Annotated in this window: 16 protein-coding genes; 10 read left to right on the plus strand and 6 right to left on the minus strand. The window is 43.9% G+C overall.

Annotated features, from left to right (window positions below; translation table 11 throughout):
- The first annotated feature begins 99 nt into the window (after positions 1–99).
- Positions 100–1,080: an NAD(P)H-quinone oxidoreductase gene (locus tag VF412_RS04155; protein WP_331337948.1), complete on the plus strand. Its 981-nt coding sequence runs from the start codon at positions 100–102 to the stop codon at positions 1,078–1,080.
- On the opposite strand, the gene VF412_RS04160 is transcribed toward VF412_RS04155, so the two are convergent.
- Entirely contained in the window at positions 1,077–1,802 is a 726-nt protein-coding gene (locus VF412_RS04160; protein WP_331337949.1) for a helix-turn-helix transcriptional regulator, read from the minus strand. The genes VF412_RS04155 and VF412_RS04160 overlap by 4 nt on opposite strands.
- Positions 1,803–1,893: 91 nt before the next feature.
- On the opposite strand from VF412_RS04160, the gene VF412_RS04165 reads away from it, so the two are divergent.
- From VF412_RS04165 to VF412_RS04190, 6 genes are all read left to right on the plus strand, one after another.
- On the plus strand, positions 1,894–3,180 hold the full coding sequence (locus tag VF412_RS04165) for a Xaa-Pro peptidase family protein (RefSeq protein ID WP_331337950.1): 1,287 nt from the start codon (positions 1,894–1,896) through the stop codon (positions 3,178–3,180).
- A gap of 198 nt (positions 3,181–3,378) precedes the next feature.
- Complete coding sequence (locus VF412_RS04170; RefSeq protein WP_331337951.1) at positions 3,379–3,579, plus strand: hypothetical protein; 201 nt, start codon at positions 3,379–3,381, stop codon at positions 3,577–3,579.
- A 263-nt stretch (positions 3,580–3,842) separates the two neighbouring features.
- A complete protein-coding gene (locus VF412_RS04175; RefSeq protein WP_331337952.1) occupies positions 3,843–4,466 on the plus strand; it encodes an ATP-dependent Clp protease proteolytic subunit in 624 nt (207 codons plus the stop codon).
- Between the two features lie 100 nt (positions 4,467–4,566).
- Positions 4,567–5,187, plus strand: coding sequence for a glutathione S-transferase family protein (locus VF412_RS04180; RefSeq protein WP_331337953.1), 621 nt, complete (start codon positions 4,567–4,569; stop codon positions 5,185–5,187).
- Positions 5,188–5,195: 8 nt separating this feature from the next.
- Positions 5,196–5,684 (plus strand): DUF4442 domain-containing protein, encoded by a 489-nt coding sequence (locus tag VF412_RS04185; RefSeq protein ID WP_331337954.1) that lies wholly within the window; start codon positions 5,196–5,198, stop codon positions 5,682–5,684.
- A gap of 19 nt (positions 5,685–5,703) precedes the next feature.
- Complete coding sequence (locus tag VF412_RS04190) at positions 5,704–6,990, plus strand: DEAD/DEAH box helicase (protein WP_331337955.1); 1,287 nt, start codon at positions 5,704–5,706, stop codon at positions 6,988–6,990.
- Between the two features lie 48 nt (positions 6,991–7,038).
- Here the strand turns inward: VF412_RS04190 and asnS are convergent, their stop codons facing one another.
- From asnS to VF412_RS04215, 5 genes are all read right to left on the minus strand, one after another.
- Positions 7,039–8,430: an asparagine--tRNA ligase gene (gene asnS, locus VF412_RS04195; protein WP_331337956.1), complete on the minus strand. Its 1,392-nt coding sequence runs from the start codon at positions 8,428–8,430 to the stop codon at positions 7,039–7,041.
- A gap of 114 nt (positions 8,431–8,544) precedes the next feature.
- Complete coding sequence (gene panE / locus VF412_RS04200; protein ID WP_331337957.1) at positions 8,545–9,474, minus strand: 2-dehydropantoate 2-reductase; 930 nt, start codon at positions 9,472–9,474, stop codon at positions 8,545–8,547.
- Positions 9,475–9,587: 113 nt separating this feature from the next.
- On the minus strand, positions 9,588–10,271 hold the full coding sequence (locus VF412_RS04205; protein ID WP_331337958.1) for a hypothetical protein: 684 nt from the start codon (positions 10,269–10,271) through the stop codon (positions 9,588–9,590).
- A gap of 117 nt (positions 10,272–10,388) precedes the next feature.
- Positions 10,389–11,303 carry an alpha/beta hydrolase gene (locus VF412_RS04210; RefSeq protein ID WP_331337959.1) on the minus strand — a complete coding sequence of 305 codons (915 nt, stop codon included), beginning with the start codon at positions 11,301–11,303 and terminating at the stop codon, positions 10,389–10,391.
- Positions 11,304–11,458: 155 nt separating this feature from the next.
- Positions 11,459–12,055 (minus strand): hypothetical protein, encoded by a 597-nt coding sequence (locus tag VF412_RS04215; RefSeq protein ID WP_331337960.1) that lies wholly within the window; start codon positions 12,053–12,055, stop codon positions 11,459–11,461.
- 210 nt (positions 12,056–12,265) lie between these two features.
- Between VF412_RS04215 and VF412_RS04220 the strand changes: the two genes are divergently transcribed.
- From VF412_RS04220 to VF412_RS04230, 3 genes are all read left to right on the plus strand, one after another.
- Positions 12,266–12,718 carry an SRPBCC family protein gene (locus tag VF412_RS04220; protein ID WP_331337961.1) on the plus strand — a complete coding sequence of 151 codons (453 nt, stop codon included), beginning with the start codon at positions 12,266–12,268 and terminating at the stop codon, positions 12,716–12,718.
- Positions 12,702–13,043 (plus strand): metalloregulator ArsR/SmtB family transcription factor, encoded by a 342-nt coding sequence (locus VF412_RS04225; protein WP_331337962.1) that lies wholly within the window; start codon positions 12,702–12,704, stop codon positions 13,041–13,043. The genes VF412_RS04220 and VF412_RS04225 overlap by 17 nt, the downstream gene beginning before the upstream one ends.
- A gap of 65 nt (positions 13,044–13,108) precedes the next feature.
- On the plus strand, positions 13,109–13,501 hold the full coding sequence (locus VF412_RS04230) for a DoxX family protein (RefSeq protein ID WP_331337963.1): 393 nt from the start codon (positions 13,109–13,111) through the stop codon (positions 13,499–13,501).
- Positions 13,502–13,563 lie beyond the last annotated feature (62 nt).

Below are 13,563 nucleotides of genomic sequence, written 5' to 3' on the forward strand. Positions count from 1 at the left end.
AAAGTCCCGTCTGTTTACTTAAAAGAACTGGATCTAGGTCTCAGAGCATTAGGAAACCGAACCGAGAGCTAACATAAGCTAACACAACGGAGAAGAGCGATGAAGTTTATTAACATGGAAAAACCGGGTGGCCCGGAAGTTTTGAAAGTCGCGGAAGTTGAAACTCCAAAACCCGCTGCTGGTGAGGTTTTGATTGAAGTGCATGCGGCGGGTATCAATCGACCTGATTGTTTTCAACGCCAAGGAAATTATCCACCACCACCAGGGGCCTCGCTTGTTTTGGGTCTCGAAGTAGCTGGCGTTGTGAAAGAGTGCGGTGCCAGCGTCACACGTTGGAAAAAAGGCGATCAGGTATGCGCGCTTTTAAGTGGCGGTGGATATGCTGAATACGCCGTGGCTCCGGAAGGACAGTGTCTGCCGATCCCAAAAGATTTCGACTTTATTCATGCAGCGGCACTGCCTGAAACATTCTTTACTGTTTGGACAAATCTTTTTGAAGACGGTCGTTTGAAAGACGGCGAAACCACTTTGATTCATGGTGGATCAGGTGGCATCGGGACAACGGCTATCCAAATGGCTCACTTATTGGGCTCAAAAGTTTTAACAACAGTAGGAAAACGGGAATCCGTTGAAGAATGCAAAAAACTTGGTGCAGATCGTGTGATTCTTTATAAGGAGGAAGACTTTGTCACGATCGCAAAAGAATTCACACAGGGGAAAGGTGTGAATGTCATCTTAGATATGGTAGGTGGTTCTTACTTCCAAAGAAATTTAGAAGCGTTAACCTCCCAAGGTCGGCTTGTCCAGATCGCAACTTTGCAAGGAGCTCAGGTTCAATTGGATCTGCGTCAAATCATGCAAAAGCGTTTGATGTTAACAGGATCTACATTGCGTCCTCGGTCCGTTGCGGAAAAATCTCGGATTGCCCAGGCCCTAGAGAAAAACATTTGGCCATTGTTAAATAAAGGACAAATGAGGCCTTTAATTTACAAAGTACTTCCTTTAGAGAAGGCTTCTGAAGGGCACGCGCTGATGGAATCAAGTCATCACACTGGAAAGATTGTCCTTCAGGTTCTTTAGCTGTCGAAAAACCCCTTGGGCGAGATAGCCAGCAGACTTGTAATATTAAAGAGCTGACTTTTAGCTAAGGTCAGCTCTTCTCTTTCAGATTCCTGAATGGTTTCATCGACAAGGTTTGAAAGCCGCCTTAAGAATTCTTGATAAGACTTCGCACTTAATTTCATCGCAATAAGACGATGTAGGGTTTCAGGGGAGTTCTTGTTCTGCAAGGTTCTTTGCAAAACCAACTCAGACCATTCCTTATTCAAGGCTTTCGCAATCTTAGAATCATCGGGCCATTTGAATTTTCCTAGGTGCTTAGCTTTATAAACTCCTTTGCGCACAGAAAGAAGATCCAGACTGACAAGTCTATCCAAATGCCTTTTCAATTCTGACCTGGATAACTTTTGCAGGGCTTCAATTTCGTCTGTCGAGCAGTGTTCGATGGCAAGACGCCAATAGACAGCCAGCAGAGTCCTATTTTTCAAGAGGACTTCTTGTTGATGATCGCTTAGATGAACCTCTTCAATAGAAGATTTTTCTGATAAAGAAAATAACTGTCCAGGAAGAATATTTAAGACATCGCAAATCTGCAAAACCCGGCGAAAGGAAATGTCTTTGGCATTCAACATTTTCTTCACGCCTGATTCGGTCATACGTAGCTCTTTGGAAAGAGCTGAATACGTCACCCCCTGATTGCGCAAGGCTCGTTTGATACCTTCAAGATAGATGGAGTGTTCCATGGCGTTCTCCTTTACCCCTTAAAAAGTACCTTAATAGGGACCTTTTGATAATTATTATCACCAAATAAGTTCCTTAAAATATACTTAAATCATGAAAACAGATGTATTTTCCAAAAGAAGAATCGAATTAGGACAAAGATACTCAAGAACTCTTTTTGTGATTGGCTCCGGTTCCGAGGCGAAAAGGTCTCATTCGGTGGCTTATCGTTTTAAGGTGTCATCTGACTTTTACTATCTAACGGGTTTAGAAATTTCAGATGCCTTGTTGATAGTCGCAGGAAAAGATCAATATCTTCTCACTAAATCAAATTCAGCGGAAGCCGCAGTCTGGGATGACGAAGGATTTATAAGTGATAAAGATCGGGCAGAGAAATTATTCGGGATTCGCTTTGAAAATGTAAATCGTCTTGAGGATATCTTACGCGCTCACGCTTCTCAGGTGGATCGGATTGCGTTTGCATTAGGTCGTGACTCTAAGTTGGACTCACAGATTGTTTCTCTTGCCTCCTATGAAAAGAGACTGAAAGGACGAAACACGCCTGTCTCGCCAGTCGCTTTATGCGATTCAAGATTATTGACTGGGACTTTGCGCTTGAAAAAAGATGAAGGCGAAATTGCGCTGATGCGTGAGGCTGGCATGCGTACATCGTATGTTCATACCGAATTAATGAAGCAATCCGTGATCGGTAGATCTGAAAGAGACATTGCCCATTGGATTGAGTCGCAGTTTATGTCTCAGGGAATGTTGTGGGTCGCTTATCAAACAATCGTGGGCTCGGCAGAGCGTTCAACTCTATTACATGCAAGAGCTACGGATCGTATCATTCAAGATAATGAATTTGTCTTAGTGGATGCGGGCGGTGAATATGCCGGTTATTGCGGAGACATCACTCGTGTCTTTATATCGGGCAAGAAATTTTCGAAAGCGCAAAGAGATCTTTATAACATTGTCTTAGAGGCGCAAAAGGAAATCATACAGGCGATAAAGCCAGGAACCGATTTGCAAGAGCTTCATTTGTTGTCGCTATCGGCAATGTCAGCGGGGCTTCTTCGTCAGGGCTACGATAAATCACGCATTCAAGACGATATTTTAAAATTAATGCCACATTCAACTTCACATTGGATCGGCTTGGATGTTCATGACCCTTCCGCTTACTGTGATGATTCAGGTAATGCTCTGAAACTTGAAGCAGGGATGTGCTTTACTGTAGAGCCGGGCCTTTATTTTCGCTCAGGATTAGAGGGGATTGCTGCGTTCAAAGGACTTGGTGTGCGCATCGAAGATGATATCGTAGTCACTCAAGATGGTTATCAATATCTGACATCCGTTCCGAAAGAAGTCGACGAGATCGAAGCACTTCGCGCTCATGCCTTCTAAAATGAGACTAGCCGGATTGCTTGGAGAAATGACAATCGCTGTCGGTCTAAAACGAACGGCTCAGATGTCTTGAGTAGAAACGCCTCAAATATCTGGGGTAATTTTCCCTGTACACCAGTTCAGATCGAAATAAATCACCGTACGAGATGGCACCCTGACTGCACAAGCTTATTCGCAGAAATGTGAAGGAGCAAATGTATGAAGGACATTCAATTAAACAAAGAGACTTGGCAAAAGCTGAAAAGCGAACTGCAAAAAGAATGGAACTTCATTTCCGCTGCAGAACTTGAGCAAACACGCGGTAGCTTCAAATCCATTTTTGGATTGGTGCAAACGAAGTGTGACCTGCATGACGAGGAAGTGAAAGCCAAACTTCTATCCATCCTAAAAAAATACTGAACCTGCCAGGCCGTCCCGTGGATGCATCCTCACGGGGCGGTCTCCTTTTAATAGATCTGCGACATTTTCAGTCTCTTTTCTGACAATCTTGGCCTTATCATCGCTATAACAAATTCTTCTATCAGAAATGATCTCTGCTTAAAATTCTTCCCGTGAAAGTATTGAATCAGCTTGAAACACTCTGCGAGAGCACATTTTCCTGCATGGTGCTTGCAATGAGAACTCTTCATCTCATTTACACGTTCACAGAGGAGAGAGAAGCCATGGCACTTATTATTCCCCAAGTTATCGAGCAAACCCCGCAGGGCGAACGCAGTTATGATGTTTACTCAAGACTACTGAAAGATCGTATTCTGATTTTAGGCTCGGCGGTGACCGATGAGGTTGCAAATAGTTTGATCGCGCAGATTTTATTTCTTGAAGTCGATAATCCCGATAAAGAGATTCACCTTTATATCAACTCGCCAGGCGGTTCTGTTTCTGCGGGACTGGCACTTTATGATGTGATGAATTTCGTGAAATGCGATATTGCGACTTATTGTTTCGGTCTTGCAGCCAGCATGGGATCATTCTTGTTAAGCGCGGGGACCGCTGGTAAGCGGTATGCAATGCCGAACAGTCGCATTCTTATTCATCAGCCACATTTGGGCGAAGGCTCTTTAAGTGGACAAATCACTGATATCGAGATCCATGCAAGGGAGTTGGTGCGTTCAAAAAAAAGACTGACAGAGCTGTACTCTCATCACACTGGTAAGGACACAAAGGCATTAACTCGTTTGATGGAGCGTGATCACTATATGAGTTCTGAAGAGGCGAAGGATTTCGGTTTGATCGATCACGTGATTGAACCGCGCAAGATTTTAAAGGTCACCAAAGAAAGTGCCTAATAGCCATGACCATCGACTAGCTCAACGCGGTCGGTGGTTTTACTATTCTCGATGGATGAATTTGGCGGTAAGCTTCTTGGAATAAACGGAGTTACCGATTATGCAACCTATCGATATTTACTGCATGGCCAATCAAGATCGCAGTGATCGCGTTCGTTGGCTTCTCGAAGAGCTACAGGTTCCTTATAAAGATCATTATTTGAAAAAGAAAAATGGCGATATGAATGCGCCGGAGTATCGCGCCCTCAATCCGATGGGTCGGGTTCCAACGATCAATGATAACGGCACAGTCCTTTTTGAATCAGGTGCTATTTGTCTTTATCTTGCAGATCGCTTTAGCGAGGCAAAACTTGCTCCCGAATTGGATTCTCCAGAGCGTCCTGCGTATTTACAGTGGATGGTTTGGTCCGTCGGCAGTTTGGAATGTGTGATTGCCCGTATGTTCACACATGTGTCGACTCCAGAAGAAACGGCAGTGACTCATAAATTCGTTAAAGAGCAGTGCGAGATTTTGAAACTGGCATTGCTTCCCGTTTTAAGTAAGCAAGAATACATTTTACTAAGCGGCTTTTCAGCGGCTGATATCATGTTAGCGGCGATCATTCCGGGCGCTTGGGATTACCTTGTGGAACCGAATCCACCAATCAAAGCGTATATGGAAAGATTGATGGCTCGTCCAGCTGCGATTAAGGCTAAAGTTTTTGAAATGCCGAATCCTTAGAGGGAGTTATGAAGCAGTACTTGTGGAGTCAGTTTTATCGCCATGCTTTAAATATTTGGCCCTGCATTCGTGGAACCGGCGGAAGAATTTATTATCTTTCGTCAGACTTTACGTTGCTTAAAGTAAAGATTCCTCTTAATTGGAGAACTCGCAATCGCGTAGGCACCATTTACGGCGGCAGCATGTACGGAGCTACGGATCCGTTCTTTATGCTGATGCTGATGGAAATTTTAGGTAAAGATTATGTCGTTTGGGACAAGGCAGGCACAATACGTTTTAAAAGACCTGGCACCGAAACTCTTTACACCGAGTTTTATATTTCCCCTGAAAAATTGGGCGAAGTTCACACGGCGATTGAAGAAAACAGTGAGGGAACTTTCACTTGGCAAATTCAGTTGAAGACTGAAGAGGGTGCTGTGTGTGCCGAGATTGACAAAACCATCTATGTGGCAAAAAAGTCCTTCTATAAAGAAAAAATGAAGGCGCGCGGTCAGTGATCGTGCTACACGTGCGTCTATGAAGATTGAAACTCCGACCTTGCGCCTTAATAGCTTTGCAGAAATGAATTTAGAGCCCGCTTTGATGCGTGCGCTTCAGAAGATGTCGATTTCTAAGCCCACTGCGATTCAAAGCGAAGCGATCCCAAATAGTTTGAATGGAACCGACGTGATTGCGATTGCTCAAACGGGTAGTGGCAAGACATTAGCTTATGCTCTCTCTATTCTGACGACTTTAGCTAAGAAGGAGGCGGCACGTGCCTTAGTGTTAGCCCCGAGTCGTGAAATGGCTCAGCAAATCTATAAAGTTTTTTTAGAGCTTTGTGCAGAGATGCCCGTGTCAGCGTGTTTGGTCATTGGCGGCAGTACAGGATCTAAGCAGATTAATCAGCTTAAAAAAAATCCGCGTTTAATTATTGCGACTCCAGGTCGTATGAATGATCACTTGATGACGAATAAGCTTTTGCTGCAAAACGTAGAAGTCATCGTTATCGATGAGGCAGATCGTATGTTGGATATGGGATTTGCGCCGCAATTAAAGACTATCCAAAATACTTTACGTGGTGCAAGACAGACTTTGATGTTCTCTGCAAGCTTTGGAAAGAACGTTGAATCGATTGCACAACTTTTCATGAATCACAAAGTCATGATGATTAGATCAGCGCAAGCGGAGGCCCCTGTCGCAGCTTTGAAGCAAAAAGTCTTGCTGTTAGACCGTACAATGAAAAACGATCGCTTGCTGGATGAACTGAATGCCGCTCGTGGTGGTGTGATTGTTTTTACAGGCAATCAGGAAAACTGCGAAGCCTTAGGCCAATATTTAAAGGACTATGGTTATGAGACTGATTTGATTCATGGAGGTCTTTCGCAAGGTCAGCGCAATCGTGTGATGCGTGAATTCCGTGAAGGCGAAATCCGCGTTTTGGTGGCGACCGATTTGATTGCTCGCGGGTTGGATGTTCCCCATGTGGATAACGTTGTGAATTTCGATCTTCCATTTCAAGCAGAAGATTTTCTTCACCGCATTGGCAGAACCGCACGTGCGGGTCGTTCAGGACAAGCAATTACTTTTGTGACTCCGTCAGATACGCGCATGTACAAAAAGATTCAAATGTACTTGAAAGGCGCTGAAGAAATTAAAGTCGATCCGCAATTTGAATTTATCGATCGCTCAAGAAAGTTCCGCTTTGAAAAAAAAGAAGCAGGAACGGGTAAGCAAACTTCATCCAAACAGGGTAGTAAGTCAGCATCGAAAGGAAAATCGGGGTCCGGCAAGTCAGGATTTGCGAAAAAGAAAAGACAATAAAAAAGGAAGCCGAAGCTTCCTTTTTTATTTCCCGATTTAAATTCAAATCTAGAATAGAGCATTGTTCGGTGTACGAGGGAACGGAATAACGTCGCGAATATTTGTCATACCGGTCACATACATCAACATGCGCTCGAAGCCTAAGCCGAAGCCTGCATGTGGGAAGCTACCGTAACGGCGCAAATCCAAATAGAAAGAGTAATCTTCAGGGTGAAGACCTACTTCTTTCATGCGTGCTTCAAGGATCTCGATGTTATCTTCCCTTTGAGATCCGCCGATGATTTCACCAATACCTGGAGCAAGCAAATCCATCGCACGAACAGTCTTTCCATCTGAATTTTGTTTCATGTAGAAAGCTTTGATGTTCTTAGGATAATCCGTCACGAATACAGGTTTTTTGAAATGTTCTTCCGCCAAGAATCTTTCATGCTCGGATTGCATGTCGATACCCCATTCAACTGGGTATTCGAATTTCTTACCAGATTTTTTCAAGATGTCGATGGCTTCTGTATAAGTCACACGACCGAACTCGTTGTTCAAAACGTTGTTCAACTTATCGAATAAACCTTTTTCGATGAATTGGTTGAAGAATTCCATCTCTTCTGGACATTGTTCCATCACGTAACGGATCAAATACTTGATCATCTCTTCGCCCAAATCCATGTTGGCGTTCAAATCGGCAAAGGCGATCTCTGGCTCGATCATCCAGAACTCGGCAGCATGACGAGATGTGTTCGAGTTTTCTGCGCGGAAAGTAGGGCCGAATGTGTAGATGTCTCTAAAGGCAGCACAGAAAGTTTCGCCGTTCAATTGACCGCTCACAGTCAGGTTTGTCTCTTTACCGAAGAAGTCTTTTGATGAATCAATCTTGCCATCAGCTGTACGTGGAGGATTATCCAACTTCAAAGTTGTTACGCGGAACATTTCACCGGCACCTTCAGCATCAGAGCCTGTGATGATTGGCGTATGCACGTAAACGAAATTTTGCTCTTGGAAGAACTTGTGAATCGCAAAAGACAAGACAGAACGAACACGGAATACAGCGGAAAATGTATTACCACGTGGTCGTAAGTGAGCGATCTCGCGAAGATACTCGAAAGAGTGACGTTTGTTTTGCAACGGGTATTCGGCGGAAGCCTTTTGGTAGACTTCAATTTTAGTAGCCATGACTTCAAAGGTTTGACCAGCGCCTTGAGACCTGATCACTTTGCCCGTCACGTAAATAGAACTGGCGATCGAAAGTTTTGCAACTTCATCAAAGTTAGACAAATTATTATCGAAGACTACTTGAACGCCTTTAAAGAAACTTCCGTCATTCAATTCGATGAAGCCGAAATTTTTTTGGTCACGAATCTTACGAACCCAACCAGAAAGATGAACTTCTTTATCGAGATATTTTTCAGTCTCGCGATACAATGTTTTAACTAGAGTCGTTTGCATTTCTTTGCCCTTTCAGCAGTTGAACCAACCTATCGTTTTTTCGAAGATTTGTCTAAGACTGGATAAGGAAAGGACACGGGAGCTAGACGTGACTGCTCATTTTTGACGCAACTGCTATTTCTGAGATTGCTTTAAGCCATAGTCATAGGCCTGAAGATGGGCATAAGCCACTCGCAGAAGAGGCAAAGTCAGATTCTTAGCGCGTCCACGCTTCAGCATGTCGCCTACGATGGAGTCAAGTTCAACACGGAATCCATTCTGTAAATCACGGAACATAGACGAGGTCGCTGGAGAACCTTTTTGGGTAATAGACTCGACTGCATTTTTATGAGCTTTTTCTGTAACCGGGTATCCAAAACCTGCGCTGACAGATTCGCACTCTTTTAAAAATTCTAAAGAGATTTGTTCGCCTTCATCCGTGGCAACGATATTTCCCACGGGACTTCTCATCAGGCAGGTCATTCCTGCAAGCGTGGTTAGAAAAACAAATTTTTCCCACATGTCTTGCATGACGTTCTGACTTAATTCTGAATCAAATTTCGCCTGGGATGCTATCTTCGCAAATTGCTCAACAATGGCTTTCTGTGATTCTTTTCTTGCACCGAAAGTCATTTTGCTTAAAGCGCCTAGGTGACGGACCTCTCCGTCTGAGCCAAGAGTCGCTGGAATGTAGACGACTCCACCAAGAACGTGCTCTTGTCCGAATTCTTTATCAAGAATATCAAGATGACCAATACCGTTGAGGAAAGGAAGAATCACAGTTTTTTCTTTAATTGCAGAACGAATGGAGTCCATGGAGCTTTGCAAGTCGTAAGCTTTGCAACTAAGGATCACAAGATCATAAGAGTCATGAAGAGAATCCGCTGTCACAAGTTTCGGACTGAGTGTGACATCGCCTTTGGGACTGACGATGTGCAAACCATTTTTCTTTAGAATCTCAAAGCGCTTTTCGCGAACAAGAAAAGTCACATCGGCGCCACTTTCAAAAAGTCTTCCGCCAAAATATCCACCTGTAGCGCCAGCACCAAGTACGAGAATTTTCATAAGGTCTCCATTGAGACTATAATGTAATCCCGCAAGAGTTGCTTGCCACTTTAAATTTGCGAAAGACCTTCAGCGATATACTAAGGGTTCGAATCTATTTTCAAATAATACTGTTAGAAGCTGGCGCCTAAATAAAATCTCAAAGCCATTGCGACGCTGCCAGAAACATACATGGTTTCGCGGTCAGATCTATTTGATGCCGACCATGCGTTGTCACCACTGTCGTTTTCGTTTGTGATTTGATGAGCCAAAGGAACGCCCAGGCCCGCCCAATCGCAGCCCAGTGTAAAGCTTTTCCATTGCCATTGATTGCCAACCACGACACTGAAAATAGTGCTGGAGCCTTTAAAGTTAAACCAGTAATTGCCTGCACCTAAATCGGACTGAGTCTCACTATAGCTGATTTCGCGTTGATCGATCGCCGTATTAACATAGAATGAATTTCCAAAGAAACGTTTATAGGAAACTCCATAGGCCTTTCCGGAATCGCTGCAACTCAGTGAGCCTGTGCAGGTATTACCTTTAACTAAATTATTATATCGAACAGAAACGATGGATTTTCGATCTAAGAAGTATCCGACATTTATTTCCGAATCAATTCCATTCAAGGGACCGAATCCAATGGGCATCACTGTAAGACTGTACTTTTTGTTCATTCGATTGTGAGCACTCGAATTTTCAACGACGGAGTCCGCGGGAGATTCTTTTACGATGACGACATCTTCATCACCAGCAAAAGCGTAACTTGAGATTTGAATAGTTAAAACAGTCAGCAAGAATTGAAAAAGAAGACGCATAAGTTCCTACATCAAATAGAGTTTATTCGAGTATAGAAATTTATATCTCTTAAAAATAGATAATTGTTTATGACAAGTCTTAGGTCATAGAAAGGGGACGCTGCCGTCCCCTAGATTTTACTGCATTGTGGTTTTGTCTTTTAAGAAGTCATCCATTGCTTGCAAAGTTGATTTCGGGTTTTCCTCCAGCAGCCAGTGACCCGTGTCGGGAAGAATGATTGTCTGTGCTTGCGGAGCTACAATCTTTGTGGATTGAGCGAGTTTATTTCCCATGGATTTGTCACCACCGATAGAAAGGACTGGCATTGCAAGTTTCTTCTTCGAGAACTCTTGATTGTCTTTCGCATCCTGAGGGAAGGCATGGAACCATTCAAAGCCGGCTCTCATGTGACCGGGCGCTGCGTATTCTTTGGTGAAGAAATTCTTTTTGGCGTCTGGAAAAGATTTTGGATTTGCAGAGAATGAAGTCCATAAAGCATCGAGGTAAATTTTCTCGCGGCCTTTGACTAGTTTTTCCGCGAAGGGGCCGTAGACACGGAAGTGCCAAATATTTGGATCATTGTAAATGGCATCAGCGGGTTCAACCCCTGGGATGAATGCGTCCATCAAGACAAGCTTTTCTGTGGCATCGGGATATTGAGCGGCAAATGCGTACGCTACCATGAGGCCGATATCATGACCAACAATGTAGGCCTTTGAAATATTATAGTGATCAAGCAAAGCTTTAATATCTTTTGCCATCTGCACTTTCGTGTAACCGTCCTTCGTGACTTCACTAAGGCCTCCGCCGCGCAAATCGGGTGCAATGACTGTATAGTTCTTCGCGAATTTTTCCATGGCATCGTGCCACATCAATGCGGATTCTCCGTAGCCGTGAAGCAAAACAAGAGGCTTGCCGCTGCCGCCTTTGTAAACGTTCAGTTTGACTCCTGGGATCTGAACCATTTCTTTGGTGAATCCTTTTGGAATGTCGATGGCAAAACTTACCTGGGAAATGAAGACGATAAGAACCGACACAAGAAACTTAAGCATAGTGACCTCATCATTGTTGTTGGGGTTTTCAATGTCGAAGATAGCATTGAAATTTTCCAAAGAGATGTAGGCCAGATAAAGGACATATGGATCGAGATGGGATTGCGAAAAATAAAAAGCCCGCGAGATCATCGCGGGCTTTGTTGCGCTACAAATTAGCGATAGTAATTACAGTAACCCTCGGGGATGTAGCAACCACGATCTTCGGCGTTTGGACCACCACAATCATATAAAGCATTGTAAGATGCTAGTTCTACGTCTCTGCCGGTTGCAGAGTACGCTTGCATGTCTTCACTATAAGCTGTGCATTGCCAGAAACCGTGACTCATGCCAGGAATCCAAGCAAAGATTGGAAAGCGAATACCTACATGCCACCAGTGTGGACGACGGTAACCATGATCCCAGTGCCACGTATTGTGCCATCCCGGGCGAGGTTGCCAGCCACCGATGTGACCGCGATGAATCGGATCATGGCCATGTTCATGTCCCGGAGGCCAGTGACCACCCGGATAAGGAACCCCACCGTGACCTGGAACGGGGCCATGACCTGGCATTGGACCGCCATGGCCTGGATGCCAGCCGCCACCGCCGTGACCACCGAATCTATAAATATCATCAGAGTTTACGTTTTCATCATCAACAGAAGAGTATTTTTGTTGTGATGACAATTCGTCAGAAACATTTACTTCCTGAGCATGAGCGCGAACACCCACAATAAGCGTCATCGCAAAAAGGCAAAACAGTGCTTTCATGTGACTCCTTTACGAATCCAAAAATTTATTTCCTCGATCATTATCACTTTTGTGAACTTATTCAAACATTCGCATGGAGTCACTGGGGTTTAACATGATTCGAGTGTCAAACTACGTGATCAAAGTTAGCACATCGAAGTTCACATTGATATGCAACAATTTGGTTGCATATTATTTCTTCTGAGTTAATATGCAACTGAGAGGTTGCCTATGAATAGCGATCGTATTGAAAAGAAAGTGGACATCAGAGCTCCTGTATCCCGAGTGTGGGAGGCGCTGACAGATCACAGGCAATTCGGTGAGTGGTTTCGAGTCAAATTGGAAAGTCCGTTCAAAATCGGCGAAACAGCAAGAGGCAACATCACTTATCCTGGCTATGAACACTACAAATGGGAAGCCGTTGTGAAGTCGATGGACAAAGAAAAATATTTTTCTTTTACTTGGCATCCCTACGCTGTGGATTTGAATGTGGATTATTCCAAAGAAGAACCAACTTTGGTTGAATTCTTTTTAGAAAAAACAGAAACAGGCACTCTTTTAAGAGTTGTTGAATCAGGTTTCGATAAAGTTCCAGCTCATCGCAGAGCCGAAGCTCTTCGCATGAATGATGGCGGTTGGACACAACAAATGGTTAATATAAACGAATATGTCACGAAGAAATAATTCCGCAGCTAAAAAGTTAGCTCACGCTACTGTCTTTGCCGCTTTAGGAGACGCTACACGTCTTTCTCTGGTGGCAGAGCTTAGTGATGGGCAATCCCGTTCGATTTCAGAACTTACAAAGGGGACGGAACTCACTCGTCAAGGGGTGACAAAGCACCTGCGTGTTCTTGAAGACGCAGGTGTCGTGAAAAGTGTCCCTTCAGGTCGGGAAAATTTGTTCGAGCTCAACCCCAAGCCACTCCAAGAAGTGAAGAGTTACCTCAATCTTGTTTCAGAGCAGTGGGATGACGCTTTGAAGAGATTAAAATCCTTCGTCGAGGACTGAACAAGAACACTTAACTTGCCGCCCTAACAATTTTAGGGTGGGATATAGAAAAGGAGATTCCGTTCATGAAATCGAAGTTACCCCTTATTGCGCGTGTGTTATTAGGTCTTGTCTTTTTTGTTTTTGGTTTAATGGGGCTTTTAAAACTTATTCCGACACCGCCGGATTTGCCAGAGCGTCTTATGACGTTCAATAAAGGTCTTGAGGCGACGGTTTATTTCATGCCGTTCTTGAAATTGACTGAAACTATCTGCGGTCTTCTTTTGTTGATTGGTATGTGGGTGCCATTGGCTTTAGTCATTCTAGCGCCAATCGTTCTTAATATTTTCCTGGTGCACACATTCATGGAGCCAAGTGGATTGCCTCTTGCGATTATCATCGGCTTGTTGTTGGTGTATCTTGCATTTTTCTCGGCACCGTACTCTCCATCTGTAAAACAACTATTCCGTCGTAAGTAATTTAAAAGTTTACTGAGAGGATTTATGACTTTCGAATCTGAAGACATTTCGGTCGTTATTCA

It is taken from the genome of Bdellovibrio sp. (genome assembly GCF_036384735.1).
Classification (GTDB): Bacteria; Bdellovibrionota; Bdellovibrionia; order Bdellovibrionales; family Bdellovibrionaceae; genus Bdellovibrio.